Source organism: Rhodococcus sp. MEB032, from assembly GCF_030208925.1.
Classification (GTDB): domain Bacteria; phylum Actinomycetota; class Actinomycetes; order Mycobacteriales; family Mycobacteriaceae; genus Rhodococcus_F; species Rhodococcus_F qingshengii.
In genome coordinates this window covers 156,692-171,896 of sequence record NZ_JARVSY010000016.1, presented here as the reverse complement: position 1 = coordinate 171,896, position 15,205 = coordinate 156,692, and the positions used below count along the sequence as shown (strand labels likewise).

14 protein-coding genes are annotated in these 15,205 nt (G+C 63.3%); 3 read left to right on the top strand and 11 right to left on the bottom strand.

The features are described from left to right. Positions 1-60 precede the first annotated feature (60 nt). Both QRN54_RS18565 and QRN54_RS18560 read right to left on the bottom strand, forming a co-directional pair. Positions 61-1,836, bottom strand: coding sequence for a pyruvate dehydrogenase (locus tag QRN54_RS18565; protein ID WP_285182768.1), 1,776 nt, complete (start codon positions 1,834-1,836; stop codon positions 61-63). A 97-nt stretch (positions 1,837-1,933) separates the two neighbouring features. Then, the gene (locus tag QRN54_RS18560) at positions 1,934-2,368 is read right to left on the bottom strand and encodes a nitroreductase family deazaflavin-dependent oxidoreductase (RefSeq protein WP_003941666.1); all 435 of its coding nucleotides are present in this window, start codon (positions 2,366-2,368) and stop codon (positions 1,934-1,936) included. Positions 2,369-2,554: 186 nt separating this feature from the next. Between QRN54_RS18560 and QRN54_RS18555 the strand changes: the two genes are divergently transcribed. Then, positions 2,555-2,788: a hypothetical protein gene (locus QRN54_RS18555; protein WP_003941759.1), complete on the top strand. Its 234-nt coding sequence runs from the start codon at positions 2,555-2,557 to the stop codon at positions 2,786-2,788. Between the two features lie 92 nt (positions 2,789-2,880). Here the strand turns inward: QRN54_RS18555 and dnaE are convergent, their stop codons facing one another. From dnaE to lspA, 5 genes are all read right to left on the bottom strand, one after another. Continuing rightward, positions 2,881-6,417, bottom strand: coding sequence for a DNA polymerase III subunit alpha (dnaE, locus tag QRN54_RS18550; protein ID WP_003941755.1), 3,537 nt, complete (start codon positions 6,415-6,417; stop codon positions 2,881-2,883). 99 nt (positions 6,418-6,516) lie between these two features. After that, the gene (gene rarD / locus QRN54_RS18545) at positions 6,517-7,470 is read right to left on the bottom strand and encodes an EamA family transporter RarD (protein WP_007733157.1); all 954 of its coding nucleotides are present in this window, start codon (positions 7,468-7,470) and stop codon (positions 6,517-6,519) included. Beyond that, positions 7,467-8,150 carry a hypothetical protein gene (locus QRN54_RS18540; protein WP_007733159.1) on the bottom strand — a complete coding sequence of 228 codons (684 nt, stop codon included), beginning with the start codon at positions 8,148-8,150 and terminating at the stop codon, positions 7,467-7,469. The genes rarD and QRN54_RS18540 overlap by 4 nt, the downstream gene beginning before the upstream one ends. Beyond that, on the bottom strand, positions 8,147-9,073 hold the full coding sequence (locus tag QRN54_RS18535) for an RluA family pseudouridine synthase (protein WP_007733161.1): 927 nt from the start codon (positions 9,071-9,073) through the stop codon (positions 8,147-8,149). Before QRN54_RS18535 ends, QRN54_RS18540 begins: the two co-directional genes overlap by 4 nt. Beyond that, the gene (gene lspA, locus QRN54_RS18530; RefSeq protein ID WP_285182767.1) at positions 9,070-9,756 is read right to left on the bottom strand and encodes a signal peptidase II; all 687 of its coding nucleotides are present in this window, start codon (positions 9,754-9,756) and stop codon (positions 9,070-9,072) included. The genes QRN54_RS18535 and lspA overlap by 4 nt, the downstream gene beginning before the upstream one ends. Positions 9,757-9,824: 68 nt before the next feature. Between lspA and QRN54_RS18525 the strand changes: the two genes are divergently transcribed. Together QRN54_RS18525 and QRN54_RS18520 are read left to right on the top strand one after the other, a co-directional pair. Further along, positions 9,825-10,751 carry a hypothetical protein gene (locus tag QRN54_RS18525; RefSeq protein WP_063316140.1) on the top strand — a complete coding sequence of 309 codons (927 nt, stop codon included), beginning with the start codon at positions 9,825-9,827 and terminating at the stop codon, positions 10,749-10,751. Further along, positions 10,748-11,515, top strand: coding sequence for a sensor domain-containing protein (locus QRN54_RS18520; protein ID WP_285182766.1), 768 nt, complete (start codon positions 10,748-10,750; stop codon positions 11,513-11,515). The genes QRN54_RS18525 and QRN54_RS18520 overlap by 4 nt, the downstream gene beginning before the upstream one ends. A 364-nt stretch (positions 11,516-11,879) precedes the next feature. Here QRN54_RS18520 and QRN54_RS33630 read toward each other — a convergent pair whose 3' ends face one another. The 4 genes from QRN54_RS33630 to QRN54_RS18505 all read right to left on the bottom strand — a co-directional run bounded on the left by QRN54_RS33630 (position 11,880) and on the right by QRN54_RS18505 (position 15,174). Next, positions 11,880-12,215 carry an SDR family NAD(P)-dependent oxidoreductase gene (locus QRN54_RS33630; RefSeq protein ID WP_350318881.1) on the bottom strand — a complete coding sequence of 112 codons (336 nt, stop codon included), beginning with the start codon at positions 12,213-12,215 and terminating at the stop codon, positions 11,880-11,882. 241 nt (positions 12,216-12,456) lie between these two features. Next, on the bottom strand, positions 12,457-13,392 hold the full coding sequence (locus tag QRN54_RS18515; protein WP_285182765.1) for an alpha/beta hydrolase fold domain-containing protein: 936 nt from the start codon (positions 13,390-13,392) through the stop codon (positions 12,457-12,459). 49 nt (positions 13,393-13,441) lie between these two features. Beyond that, positions 13,442-14,383, bottom strand: a complete 942-nt coding sequence (locus QRN54_RS18510; protein WP_285182764.1) for an NAD-dependent epimerase/dehydratase family protein — start codon at positions 14,381-14,383, stop codon at positions 13,442-13,444. Next, positions 14,380-15,174: a hypothetical protein gene (locus QRN54_RS18505; protein ID WP_285182763.1), complete on the bottom strand. Its 795-nt coding sequence runs from the start codon at positions 15,172-15,174 to the stop codon at positions 14,380-14,382. Before QRN54_RS18505 ends, QRN54_RS18510 begins: the two co-directional genes overlap by 4 nt. Positions 15,175-15,205 lie beyond the last annotated feature (31 nt).

Below are 15,205 nucleotides of genomic sequence, written 5' to 3'. Positions count from 1 at the left end.
CGGAGATCAACCTTCCCACCACCCCGCCCCGCATGGTCTGCGAGGCAGGGTGGCGGTAGGTCAGCCGCGCGGATCCAACTGTGAGGGACGTGGCACGTTCCGCAGATTCGACTTGGCCATCTGTACTGCCTCGCCGACGCCGCCGTTCATCACCATCTTCGACATCGCCAAAGCGAAGCCCTTCATCTGACCACCGGTGATGGTGGGCGGCAACGACAATGCCAACGGATCGGTCACCAGATCAATCAAGGCCGGACCGTCGTGATCGAGCGCGGCGCGTAGGCCCGCTTCGATGTCCGCGGGATTCTCGATTCGGCGCGAAAAGATACCGAGCGCAGCAGCAACCGCCGCGTAGTCGACCGCGGGCACGTCGACCCCGAAATCCGGAAGGCCGTCGACCAGCATCTCGAGCTTGACCATTCCGAGCGTCGAGTTGTTGAACACCACGATCTTGACCGGCAACTTGTACATCGCGACGGTGACCAACTCACCGAGCAGCATCGACAATCCACCGTCGCCCGACACCGAGATGACCTGACGCCCCGGACTCGACCATGCAGCACCCATCGCGTGTGGGAGCGCATTGGACATCGATCCGTGCAGCGCCGAGGAGATGAAGCGTCTCGATCCGTTCGGATTGAGATAGCGCGCCGTCCACACGTTGCACATCCCGGTGTCGGCGGTGAAGATTGCGTCGTCGGCTGCCAGATCGTCCAAGATCGAGGCCGCATACTCGGGGTGAATCGGCGTGCGCTGCTTGACCGGATCCGTGTATGCACCAACCACTTTGGTCATCAGAGTGTTGTGCTTGGCGAGCGTGTCCTCCAGGAACCCGCGGTCGGTCTTTCGATCGAGCTGCGGAATCAGTGCGCTCAAGGTGCTCGCGACGTCGCCGTGCACAGCCAGGTCCAGGCTGGTTCGACGCCCCAACCGCTCGGCCGCGATGTCGATCTGAGCGGTACGAACGTCGTCGGGCAAGAACTGATCGTAGGGAAAGTCCGTACCGATCAGGAGCAGGAGATCGGCGCCGTGGATACCGTCGTGCGCCGCACCGTAACCGAGCAATCCGGTCATCCCGACGTCGTATGGATTGTCGTACTGGATCCATTCCTTGCCACGCAGTGAATGCCCGATGGGAGCGCCGACGGTTTCGGCCAACGCCAGAACCTCCGCGCGCGCATCTCGCACGCCCGCGCCGGCGAAGATCGCAACCTTACGCGAGCCGTTGATCACATCTGCCAACGCCTTGATGTCACCGGCATCCGGAACGACTGTCGGCCTTCGGGTTTCGACGAGCGTCGGCGGGGTGCCTTCTGCCGGACAATCGGCGATGTCCCCGGGAAGCACGATCACCGAGACGCCGTTTCGAGCCACCGAATGCTGAATCGCCGACTGCACCACGCGTGGTGATTGGACTGCCGTGCTGACGAGTTCGGTGTAACTCGAACATTCGATGAAGATCCGCTCGGGATGCGTTTCCTGAAAGTAGCCCATTCCGATCTGGGCGCTGGGGATGTGTGAGGCGATCGCGAGGACCGGCGCGCCCGAACGATGAGCGTCGTACAGGCCGTTGATCAGGTGAAGGTTTCCGGGACCGCAGGATCCGGCACACACTGCGAGTTTTCCGGTGATCTGGGCATCCGCTGCGGCCGCAAAGGCGGCTGCTTCCTCATGCCGGACGTGTATCCAATCGATTCCGCCCTTCTCGGAACCACCGGTGCGACGAACCGCATCGACGATGGGATTGAGACTGTCACCGACAATGCCGTAGATCCGACTGACACCCGCGTCAACGAGCTGCTGAACCAATTGATCTGCAACGGTTTTCGGACTCATCAGACCTCCATGACACACTCCCGGGAGTCGGGATCGCCGACCCCCGGGAGTGACGATTTACTTGTGATTGATGCAGCGCTTCTTGTGGAATGCGGGGTTACTTGGGTTCGAGCACGAACACCGGAATCTCACGATCGGTCTTCGTCTGATAATCGGCGTAGTCGGGGTACGCAGCGACAGCGCGCTCCCACCAGACCGCCTTCTCGTCGCCGGTGACTTCCCGAGCAACCAGGTCGAAGACCTGCGTCGCGTCACGCAGCGTGACGTGCGGGTCGGCTTTGACGTTGTAGTACCAGACCGGATTCTTCGGGGCGCCACCGAGCGAAGCCACAACGGCATACGAACCGTCGTGCTCGACCCGCATCAGCGGCGTCTTCCTGACCTTTCCGGACTTTGCCCCGATGGTCGTGAGAACGACGACGGGCATGCCGTTCATGTCGTTTCCCTCGGTGCCACCGGAGTTCTCGATGCGTGCGACCTGATCGGCGGCCCACGACGCTGGACTGGGTTCGTACTCACCTGTGATTGGCATGTATACCAGTGAACACCCACTCGAGCACCTTGGCCACCGAACCACGCCGACCAGGCCTGTCGCCCGCGCACTCCCCTGGTTGATCGATTAAGTGAGCTGCCGATCAATAAAGTTCGCTTGCCCGAACTCTCATCTCTGGCTACTCTGAAACCACAGCTTCGAACAGCCGTATCAGAAGGGGACGAGATGACCACCGCAGATATCTCCACTCGCGAATCACGCCCCTCCCCCGACTATTGCGTCGATCTGGCCGGAACTCGGTGGCCGCTGTACAAGATCGAAGCTCTCGTGGTCGGGTTCGTGCTGTTCGTCGTCGCCGGTGCCGTCACGCAGTCGATGCAGGTGGCCGTACTGACTGCCGCAACGGCCGCTGTAGTCACGTGGTGGGTACGGCGCGTGCACTACTCACGCACCACCTGATCACCGCACTCCCCCGAACTCCCGCGAACCACGAAGGGACCTTGCTGCATCAGCAGCAAGGTCCCTTCGTTCGGTTCAGGTCCGCTCGGCGGTCAGACCGTCAGGCAACTCGGTCCGAGCAATGCCTTCAGGTCGCCCATCAGTGCCGAGGACGGTTCGACCCGAAGGACGTCGTCGACCTTCCACAAGCTGATTTCGGTTCCGCCGATCAGTCGGACATGGACATCGGACGTCCCCGGATGCCTGGTCAACACCTGCTTGAGAGCACTGAGCTTGTCCTTGGTGCATTGCCGAAGCGGCAGCGAGACCGACAGCGGACGCGCAACCCCGATCGCCGAAATATCAGGTACCGCAAGGTCGTTGCCGATCAGTGACATCCGATCGTCTCGGATCGAAACGCGAGCCTTGACCAACACGATGGCATCCTCGGCGATGTCCATTCCGTACACGGCGTACGCCTGCGGGAAGAACAGCACCTCGATTCCACCCACGAGATCTTCGAGCTGCACGATGCACCAGGTCAGACCGTTCTTGTTGACCCGGCGGTCCACCGAGGCGATGATGCCGCCGAGAGTTACCTGGGCACCGTCCTGGACGCCGCCTTCCAAAATCGCGGCGATGGACGTGTCGGACTGCTGGCGAAGAATGTGCTCGACGCCGTTGAGCGGGTGACCGGAGACATACAGCCCCAGCATCTCTCGTTCGAGCGCCAGGCGATGCTTGGAATCCCACTCTTCGTCAGGAATCTTGACGTCGAACACCGAGGTGATCGACTCGTCCGCCTCGGCACCGCCGAAGAGGTCGAACTGTCCGATCGCCTCCGCCTTCTTGGTGCTCATCACGGAATCGATGGCGTCGGCATGGACCAACATCAGGCCCTTGCGCGGATGACCCAACGAGTCGAAAGCACCGGCCTTGATGAGCGATTCGGTGACCTTCTTGTTGCAAGCCATCGCGTCGATCTTGCCGAGATAGTCGGAGAAATCTGTGAACTTCGACTTCTCGGTGCGCGCCTTGATGATCGAGGCGACGACGTTGGCGCCGACGTTGCGCACCGACCCCATACCGAAACGGATGTCGTCGCCGACGGTCGCGAAGTCGACGCGTGACTCGTTGACGTCCGGCGGGAGAACGGTGATGCCCAACTTGCGGCAGTCGGCGAGGTAGATCGCGGACTTGTCCTTGTCGTCACCGACGGAGGTCAGCAGACCCGCCATGTACTCGGCCGGGTAGTTCGCCTTGAGGTACGCAGTCCAGTACGACACGAGTCCGTAGCCGGCGGAGTGCGACTTGTTGAACGCGTAGCCGGCGAAGGGAAGGACCGTGTCCCACAGCGCCTTGATGGCGGCTTCGCTGAAGTTGTTGTCCAACATGCCCTGCCGGAAGCCGGCGTAGGCCTTTTCCAGCTCGGACAGCTTCTTCTTACCCATGGCGCGACGCAGCAAGTCGGCCTGACCCAGGGTGTACCCGGCCACCTTCTGCGCCAGTTGCATGATCTGCTCCTGGTAGATGATCAGGCCGTAGGTCTCGGAGAGGATCTCCGCGAGCGGCTCCTCCAGTTCGGGGTGAATCGGCTTGACGTCTTCCAAGGCGTTCTTGCGCTTGGCGTACGAGATGTGGGCGTCCACACCCATCGGTCCCGGTCGATACAGCGCCAAGGCGGCGACGATATCGCCGAATCCGGTGGGCTGCATCAATTTCAGCAACTCGCGCATACCGCCGCCGTCGAGCTGGAACACACCGAGAGTGTCACCGCGGGCGAGCAGTTCGTATGTTGCCGCATCGTCCATCGGCAAAGTGTCGAGGTCGAGGTCGATGCCGCGGTTGGCTTTGATGTTCTCGAGCGTGTCGCCGATGACCGTGAGGTTTCGCAGACCGAGGAAGTCCATCTTGAGCAGGCCGATGGCTTCACACGAGGGGTAGTCCCACCCGGTGATGATGGCGCCGTCCTGGGCGCGCTTCCAGACCGGGATTGCGTCGGTGAGCGGTTCGGACGACATGATGACCGCGCAGGCGTGCACACCGGCGTTACGGATCAGCCCTTCCAGACCCACCGCGGTCTTGTAGATCTTCGCGACGTCCGGGCTGGAGTCGATGAGTGCTCGAACCTCGACGGCCTCCTTGTACCGCTCGTGCTTCGGATCGGTGATACCGGAGACAGAGATGTCCTTGGCCATGATGGGCGGCGGGAGTGCCTTGGTGATCTGATCGGCGATGGCGAAGCCCGGCTTGCCGAACTGGACGCGAGCCGAGTCCTTGATGGCAGCCTTGGTCTTGATGGTGCCGAAGGTGATGACCTGGGCGACCTTGTCGTTGCCCCACTTGTCCGTCGCGTAGCGAACCATCTCGCCGCGACGGCGATCATCGAAGTCGATATCGATATCGGGCATGGACACACGCTCGGGGTTGAGGAATCGCTCGAACAGCAACCCGTACGGGATGGGGTCGATGTTGGTGATACCCATCGCGTAGGCCACCAACGAACCGGCAGCCGATCCACGGCCGGGCCCGACACGGATCCCGACGTCCTTGGCGTGGTTGATCAGGTCGCCGACCACGAGGAAGTAGGCCGGGAAGCCCATTTCGTTGATGACGCCGATCTCGTAGTCGGCGCGGGCGAGGTACTCCTGCGGCGGTCCGCTCGGGAAGCGGCGATCGAGTCCGCGCATCACCTCGGCGCGCAGGAAGGTCTGCTGCGTGTGTCCCTCCGGGACCGGGAAGATCGGCATCCGGTCGTGGAATGCCCAGACGTCCTCGTACGACTGCACACGCTCGCCGATGGCAACGGTGTTGTCGCATGCCCCCGGTACCTCGTTGTCCCAGATGGCGCGCATCTCGGCAGCGGACTTGAGGTAGTAGCCGTCGCCGTCGAACTTGAAGCGAGTGGGGTCGGAGAGCGTCTTGCCGGTCTGAATGCAGAGCAGCGCCTCGTGATTCTCGGCGGCGTCCTTGGTGACGTAATGGCAGTCGTTGGTGGCAAGTGGCGGAATACCGAGTTGCTTGCCGATGTCGAGCAGACCCTCTCGCACACGGCGCTCGATCGAGAGACCGTGATCCATCAGTTCGAGGAAGAAGTTGTCCGGGCCCCAGATCTCCTGCCACTTCGCGGCAGCTTCGAGAGCCTCGCGATCGTGACCGAGACGAAGGCGGGTCTGGATCTCACCGGACGGGCAACCCGTGGTCGCGATGATGCCCTCGGCGTGCGCGGCGATGAGCTCCTCGTCCATCCGTGGCCATTTACCGAGCTGGCCCTCGATGGACGCGAGCGACGACAGCTTGAAGAGGTTGCGGAGTCCGGTCGCGTTCTCGGCCACCATCGTCATGTGGGTGTACGCACCGCTACCGGAGACGTCGTCGGACTTCTGGCTGCGATCGCCCCACAGAACTCGCTTGGTGTTGAAGCGAGACTCGGGTGCGATGTAGGCCTCGATGCCGATGATCGGCTTGATGCCGGCGCTCTTTGCCTCGTTGTAGAACTGGCTGGCGCCGTACATGTTTCCGTGGTCGGTCATGCCGACTGCGGTCATTTCGAGACGAGCGGCCTCCTCGAACATGGCGCCGACCTTGGCCGCACCGTCGAGCATCGAGTACTCGGTGTGATTGTGAAGATGTACGAACGAGTCAGCCACGTGCGCCTCTCTGAAGGTCTGGGAGCGAGATCGAGTGTATGCCGCGCTGCCGACACGACCGGCGACCGACGTAGCGGAATCGCCGTGCGCCGCCTCCGGTCACGTGACCGGAACCTCGGGTTCGGCGCTCGACCTCACCGAACGCCGCGAACGTCGACCGGCGACGAAGGTGTCTGTCGTGAAGATCACCAGTGCAGCCCAGATCAGAACGAAGCCGATCCAGCGTGAGGCCGGCATGTCCTCGTGCATGACGGCCACACCCCACGCCATCTGGAGCGCCGGGGTGAGGTACTGCAGCATGCCCATCGTCGCCAACGGAACTCTCTGAGCGGCGACGCCGAACAGGAGCAGCGGCAGCGCGGTGACCGGGCCGGCGGCAAGCAGCAACAGGCTGTGCCCGGTACCGCTGCTGATGAATGCACCGGCCCCGGTCAGGCCGAGAAACACGAGATAGCCGACCGCGAACGGTGCGGCAACGACTCCCTCGGCAGTCAAACTGGTTCGAGGATCGAGCGGAACCACCTTCTTGACCAACCCATAGGTGGCAAACGAGCCGGCGAGCAGCAAAGCGACGATCGGAGGTTTCCCGAAGTCGACCGTGATCACCACAACTGCCGTGGCAGCGAGAACGAGCGCGGCGATCTGGGCGGGACGCAATCGTTCGCGGAAGATCACGACGCCGAGCAGAACGGTGACCAGCGGGTTGATGAAGTACCCGAGAGCCGCCTCCACGACGCGGCCTGACACCACGGCATAGATGTACGTTCCCCAGTTCACGGCGATCGCGGCTGACGCCGCGGTCACCAGCAGCCAGGTGCGTGCGCTGATTCCGCGAAGCGATCCGAGGCGGCCGGCAAAGGCCAACACGATCAGCATCAACAGAAGGGTCCACACCACCCGGTGCGCCAGGATCTCGACCGGATCGGCGAAGTCGAGTAGCCCGAAGAATGCCGGGAACGTTCCCCACAACAGGAAAGCCGCCACACCGTAGAAGATCCCCGAGGACGAACGGGACTCAGCGCGTTCGTCCTTGTTCACAGAACCGGAGTTCACGGGACCGGACCATCGTCGGGGCCGGGAGCAACGACGTCCACGTACTCCGGCAGCAAGGGACGGACGGCTGCCAACCACGGCGAGGCGTCGGACGGCAACGCTTCCACTGCACGGACGTTCGAGTCATGTTCGATCGCTTCGAGTCCTTCGGGAGTCGCTCGCACCAGCACGCCCACCGCGCAGGCGCACCCGGCCGACAATTGCTTCGCCGACGCGAGCGCCACCTGTTGCTGGCGATCGGTGTCGCCGCCGAGCGAGACCAGTCGCGTGGCTGCAACACCGGGCGATCTGCGTACTGCTTCGTCGTTGTCGGGAACGGGCACCGACATGAGCGGCGTCTGGACGCGCTCGATCGGAACTCGGAACATGACCCTGGACACGCGAACGCCCGAGACCTCAGCGCCCGGCACCTGAACACTGCTGGTCGACGTGATGACCTCGTCGACGGTGAGTGCCTTCGTGAACGAGACCAACGCCCATACCGGCCCATCGACCGACGCGACGGAATCTCGCGCTCGGTCGAGGTAGTCCGGGACAGCTTCCCCACTGTCCGGACCCAGGGTGTCCGTCCGGATCGGCGGGGTCGGCACGGGATTCGCGAACCCTACGCCCACCACCGCCGCCACACCGACCACCACCGCGACGACGGCCGGCGCGGGGGTAAGCCCGCGCGGTGTCATGAGGACCGGAGAACTTCGAGTGCGTGTTCGAGATCCTTCGGGTACTTGCTCTTGATCTCGACCCAGCGACCGTCCGCCGGATGTGCGAATCCAAGAGACACGGCGTGCAACCACTGGCGCTCGAGGCCGAGCCTTTCGGCAAGTCGAGGGTCCGCGCCGTAAGTCAGGTCACCGCAGCACGGATGGCGCAACGCCGAAAAGTGGACACGGATCTGGTGTGTGCGACCGGTTTCGAGGTGCACGTCCAGCAGACTCGCTGCCTGGAACGCCTCGATGGTGTCGTAGTGCGTGACGCTGGGCTTGCCGTCGGCCGTGACCGTGAATCGCCAGTCGTTCCCGTGATGGCGTCCGATGGGCGCGTCGATCGTTCCGCTGCTCGGGTCGGGATGTCCCTGCACGAGAGCGTGGTAGCGCTTGTCGATGGTCCGCTGCTTGAAAGCGCGCTTGAGCAACGTGTACGCGCGCTCGGATGTGGCAACCACCATGACACCCGACGTTCCGACGTCCAGGCGGTGGACGATGCCCTGACGCTCGTGGGCACCGGACGTCGAGATGCGGAAACCGGCCGCGGCAAGTCCGCCGATGACGGTCGGTCCCGTCCACCCGACGCTGGCGTGCGCGGCAACTCCGACGGGCTTGTCGACTGCCACGACGTCGTCGTCGGCGTAGAGGATCTCCATTCCCTCGACCGGTGTCGCTTCGATGGTCAGGGGCCGCGGCGGTTCGGGCAGGACTACCTCGAGCCACGACCCTGCGGTCAGACGATCGGACTTGCCGACGGCCACACCGTCGACGAGTACCGAGCCTTCTTCCGCGAGTGTCGCGACCACGGTGCGCGAGAGTCCGAGAAGGCGCGCGAGGCCGGCATCGACGCGCATGGCATCGAGACCGTCGGGCACTGGCATCGAACGGGATTCCCTCACTTGGTTTCTCCCTCGGCTGCAGCCTTCGATTCGGTGAGCTTCTTGTCGTCCGCCTTGTGATCACGCAGGCGTTCACCGTTGGGTTCGAAGCCGAACAGTGTCAGGACGACGAGCAGAATCGCGCCACAGACGATCGCGGAATCCGCGATGTTGAACACCGGCCACCAGCCGACGGAGACGAAATCCACCACATGTCCGCGCATGATTCCGGGAGAGCGGAAGAATCGGTCGACGAGGTTACCCAGCGCGCCGCCGAGAACGAGGCCGAGACCGAGCGCCCACCACGGTGATCGGAGCGTGCGACCGATCTTGATCACACCGATGACCACACCCATTGCGACGAGAGTGAGGATCCACGTCATCGACGTCGCCATCGAGAACGCTGCCCCCGGATTGCGCACCATCGTGAATGTGACCACGTCACCGATGATTTCGATCGGCTGCCCCGGTTTGACCGCGGCGACTGCCCACACCTTCGTGAGAATGTCCGAGAGCAGGATGACAGCGGCGATGGCAATGAGCATGGTCAGCCGGCGGGGCTTTTCGACCGGCGCAACCGCCAGGTCACCGTCTTCCGATTTCACGGCTTCCGGTTTCACGGTTTCGGACTCGTCGGCCTTCGAGATTTCGGTAATCGGCTGATCCTCCGCGTTGACATCTCGGTCTGGGTGGTCTGTACTCACGCAACCATCATCCCTCATGTTCACCGCACCGGGTCACGCACTCTGCAACTGCGGCTAGCCTGGAGCGCGTGCCACTGCTGTCCACGACCGGCCGACGCGTTCCGTTCGCCCTCGCTGCCCTCGCTCTCACCACCGTTCTCACCGCTTGCGGCGGTTCGGATCAACCTCCGAACACCCCGACCTCCTCGCCGAGTGAGGTGACTGTTCCGGTGACCGCCGCGACGGTCGAAGTTCTCGAGGCGGGAAGCGAGCCGCGCGAGGTTTTGCGTACGAACTTGCCTGTCGGCACCACGCAGACGGCGACGCTCGTCACCCAGGCCGTCGTGAGTCAGCAGATCGATCAACAACCGGCGCAGGATTTCTCTTCGCCGGAGATCACGATCCCGCTCTCGGCAAACGTGACCGCTGACGATCCCACCGCAGTCGTTGACCTCACGCTGTCGTCGATGACCTCGCCCGATGCAACGCTGCAGGCTGCGCTGAGCGGGGCCGACGGGTCTGCGGCCGGATTGTCGGTCACGGATTCGGGCGCCATCACCGCCCTACGGTTGAAGCCCTCCGCCAACTCGGCCAATGCTGCCCGCGCTGCAATCGAACAAGCGCTGGGCCAAGCGGTCTACCGGACCGTCGCACTCCCCGACGCTCCGGTCGGTGTCGGCGCACGTTGGGTGGTTCGGCAGCAAGTCAGCAGCGAAATCCTGCTCGATCAGACAACCACCGTCACGCTCACCGCGCGCGAGGGCAATCGGCTTTCGCTCGCGGTGGACGTATCGCAGACCCCGCAGAGCCCGGTCTGGAACCTGGCCGGTGACGCCGGAACGCTGAACATCGATCAGTACGTCATGGCCGGCTCCGGAAACCTCACCGTCGACCTCTCACTCCCCTTGCCGATCGACGGACAGATGACCGTCGGCGGCGACCAGGCATACGGCGACCCGGACAGCTCCTCGGTGATCCGGCAGACCATCTCCAACAGCATTCGGTGGGAATCGTGACACGCCGGTCGCTTCTCGCACTTGGTCTGACCGCAACGGCGGCACTGTTCGTCGTGACCGGTTGCGGCTCGGACGACTCGCCTGGTGCCGACACGACTACGCAGGTTTCCGCCCCACAGGTCGGCTTGGCGCCGTTCACGGCTGCTCCGGCCGCACCGCTGAGCGGGGCGCCTCTCGACCGTGACGGCCTGCAACGAGCCGCGCTCACCCTGTCCGAGCTACCTGCCGACTTCGACGTAGTTCCCGACCCGGTCGACGACCTCGGCCTCGCACCGGCGCCGGAGAATTCGGAGGCGGACAAGTCGAGCACCGACCCCGCCGTCTGCGCCCAGGTTCTGGCGCCGATAGCCACCCAGGCTCCCGGATCGGTCGCCGACCTCTCCGACATGTTCACCGGCCCCGAATTCACGAGCATCGATCAGGACTCTGCTTCGTACGCCGACGGCACCGCGGCAGTAGCAGCTTTCGAGAAACTTCAGACCACGCTGGCTGAGTGTGCGGAGTATTCGGGAACCGATGCCGACGGAACGACAATCACCTATCGCGTCGGCGGAGCGTCGGACCCGAACATCGGCGATGCGTCTTTCGCTTTCCGAATCATCACGGAGAGTGGCGGTTTCACCTTGGTTGCCGACGCGATCGTGGCCGCAGTCGGGACGACGTTGACTCAGCTGTCCGCGACGGCGCCGAGTCCGATCGCCCCCGATGTTCTCCACTCGATGGCATCGGCCGCCGCAGATCGCCTGCGCGCCCAGTCACCGTAAACAGTTCGGCCGGAAACACTCTCGCGAACCTCCGGACTATGTTCTTGTGAATGGAATTGCCTCGCTGACGCTTCTGTGGTCTGTCAGCGCTCGGAAGATCGCTGTCTTCGGCCTTGGAACACGAAAAGGACGGCGGCGTTCGCAGAGCGCCGACAGCCGTCGATTCCGTTCCGTTCACCGGCACCCTGGCGAGCGTGCGAATGCATCTACGACCGCAGTGAACAGCACCGTCTCGAACATCTACGCCGAGCAGGGAATTTCAATTGGTGACGGCCACCGCGCCCGCGTCGACCGACTGGCCGTTAAGGCTCGCAAAATATCGGCTCGATGTCCGCACGCGCCGGCGTATCGAGATCAGGGTGCCTCATTCGACAGGCGTCATTATGCACCATGGGGTTGAAATATATTCTGGCGCAACCTCATTGACCGTAATTCTACGCATTGCGAGGTCGAGTAACACACTCTTGGTCAATCCGATTACACCCCACTTCGAGGCACAGGAGGCTGCCCGACCAAGTGCCGCGCCCCGGCCGAGCATTGAGGCGATCGTGACGATGCGGCCATGACCCCACGCAACCATTCCGGGAGCGCCAGAAGAGATAGTGTGGAACGCACCGGTCAGGTTCGATCCGAGTACCGCCGCCCACTGTCTACTGGATACCTCGTGGATGGGGCGCCGGCCGACACCCGGCGTCGGCAACCGCAATGTCGACTCTTCCGAGTACCCTCCACCCTCATGACCAGAGCGGCGACAGCCGCACGGTCGACTCGACGATACGTGAAGTCTCGTCAAACTTGTCCTTGGTGCCGAGCGGCTGCGACACAGGCGCCGTCCTCACACAATCACAGTTGACAACATCGGCGCCGGCCTCGGCGAGCGAGACGGCGTGCATGTCCTGTGGCAGCGCCGGTCACCGGTGCCACGTGACCAGAGAAGTCGTTCATCTCGTCTCCTCGCTGATTCGGCCATCAGGTTTGGGAAGGCCCCTGCTCACCCGGGCTCCATCAGTCGAAAGCTTGCCGGCGTCGATCGTCCGGAGGAACCGGACGCACGACTCGATAGAAAGGATGGAATCGCCGTGATCGGGACAGATCAGCGGCCACGTATGTCCCTGATCCGCAATCACTTCCAGTGTGCAGGTGATGTTGGCGGTCGCGAGCGCCCGAGCCAGGCCGAGAGCGTCGCCGACCAGTGCCTCGTTGCCGCCGACTTGAATCAGGGTAGGTGGGAAGCCGGTGTGGTCGGCCAACAACGGCGAGGCCAACGGGTCTCCCGCGGAGGCACCCTGCAGATAGTCATCCCGCGCCGACTCCGCGTTCGCAAGCGGAAAGTAGGTGTCGGTGGAGGTCCCATAAAACGGCGACGAACAGTGCAGGTCGAGCCACGGAGACAGCAACATCAGTCCGCCTGGAGTGCGAACGTCGCTGGCGCTCACAGCCACGACGACAGCGGCGGCGAGACCGGCTCCCGCCGAATCTCCGGCTACAACGATCGGTCTGTCCGTCGCAGATGCAAGTTCCTCGTAAACCGCCAGAGCGTCGCTCAGTCCGGCCGGGAACGGATTCTCCGGCGCGAGCCGATACCGCGGAGCGACTATCGTTGTCTCGGCGCCTGCCGCCAGCGCCGCAACATAAGCGTCGTATGCCTCCGGACGGCCCATCCGGTATCCACCCCCGTGGAGGTAGAGAACGGTGATACGGTCTCCGGCACAGACGGTTCGGCAATCTACGCCTGCAAAGTCTGTATCACCCGCCGTGACCCTCAGTTCGGGGTCGATCTCGGTCGCGATGAACTTCGCACGGCGTTCCAACAGCTCCGGGCTCGCCGGTCCACCAGCTCGCTCTGCGGGCAGCAACGCGCGCAGTGTCGTAGGCATTGTCGTCTCCCAAATGTGTTCTACCCAAATGTGTTCCACAGAGTGATGCTCACGACTGCGTCATCTCGACGAGCTTGCTCGGATGGCGGAGCGCCACTGTCCGGCGGATGCCTTCGCGCCAGTCCACAGCGCACGGTCCAGTGATGGATGCGCGCCGACTCGTGTCCGCGATCGATCCGCGCAGCGTCCCCTCGACCGGGACGACTTCAACGGTCGCGTCGACACCCATCAGCTCGCCGGCGTAGGCCACCCACTCCTGGACGCTGACCACTTCGTCTCCACCCCAGTTGACGATGGTGGCCGGTACGGATGCTGCATCGAGGAGCGCACTGACCTGCAAGTTGATGTCGTCTTCGTAGATCGGGCTGTACATGCACGGATCCCAACGGGTCGTGATTTGCCGACCATCGGCGACGGCGTCGATATGCATGGCCGGCAGACCTCCGTTCGGGCCGTACGAGGAGTTCATCCGAGCGATCGTGACCGGAACGCCGAAGGCACGCGCAGCGAGCCGTGCGCTTGCCTCCTGACTGATCTTCGATACCGAGTAAGTAGGGGCGTGACTACTGTTGCACTCCCCGAGCGGCGATTCCTCGGTAAACACGTACAGGGGGTCAGCCTGTGGCCGATAGACTGAATGAGTCGACATCACCAGGGCGCCCTTGGCCGAACGACAGTGCTGAAGGAGGAGTCCGGTTCCCTCCGCATTCGCGCGGATAGCAGCGTCATAGTCCCATCCCGGAGCCTGATTTGCCGCGAGATGCACGACGTAGGTGAAATTGTCTGGGACACCCGTGAAGTCACCGTCACCGAGGCTGCAGGCGACCGGGGTGATCCCCGCTGCGCTCACCCGCCGCCGATCGTCGGGGCTGCTGAACCGCGCCAACCCCCACACTTCATTCTCGGCGGCGAGCATGCTCGCGATCGGGAAGGCGATCTGACCGGAGACCCCGGTCACCAGGATTTTCTCACCATTCAACACGCGGGTCACCACAGTTCGTCTGTGTATTTGTCCGTACCGACCTCAGTCGGAATGAACGGTGAAGCGAAGGTGACCAGGCCGGCGCCCGAGCGCTCGATGTTTGCGGCGTAGTCGACGATGTGGTCCCAGCTATCGACGGGATCTCCCTCGAGGAAACACAACTGCAGGATTCGCTCAGTGGTTCCACCGTCGTTGCCCATCTTCATAGGCACGCTGTGATCGGCGGGCCAGGGCTTCATCCGCCAGTTGCTCAACAAGTCGACAGCACCGGTGTCGAGCAACAACTTGACTGGGCCTCCATTGATGGTCTCGATTGCTTCGGCTCGGTCGACGCCGCCGACCGGCTCTATCATCACGGTGACGAGGCCACGGTAGTTATGGTCGAGTGCGAGTTCGAGGGGGACGCTGTCTTCCTGCGCACTGAAGGTAGAGTCCGGCAAGTACTGGCCTGTGTGCACGTGCTCACGCTCGGCGAATCCGCGGCCGGCGGCGTACAGCTCGCCAACCTGGGTACGGGCCCATGCCTCGGCCTGTTCCGTCTCCGGCTCGTGTACCCAGTAGATCGCAAGGTACGAACCGTCCGCGATCTCGGCCGCGACCGGTCCGCTCGCCGGGAAGCGCAGGTCCTTGAGTCGCATCGGCGCCACCCAACGGCGACCTGCGAACCAGCCTGGACCGATCATGCAGCCCGAGTAGATATGGTCTCGCTCGTACCAGCGGTTGTAAGCGACCTCGTGGCCGCGCGTCGGATCCACCAGGGTGAACAGTGCCTGACCGATTCTCACAGGTGTCAATGTCATTACCATCTCCTTCGTCAACGAGCACGGACTG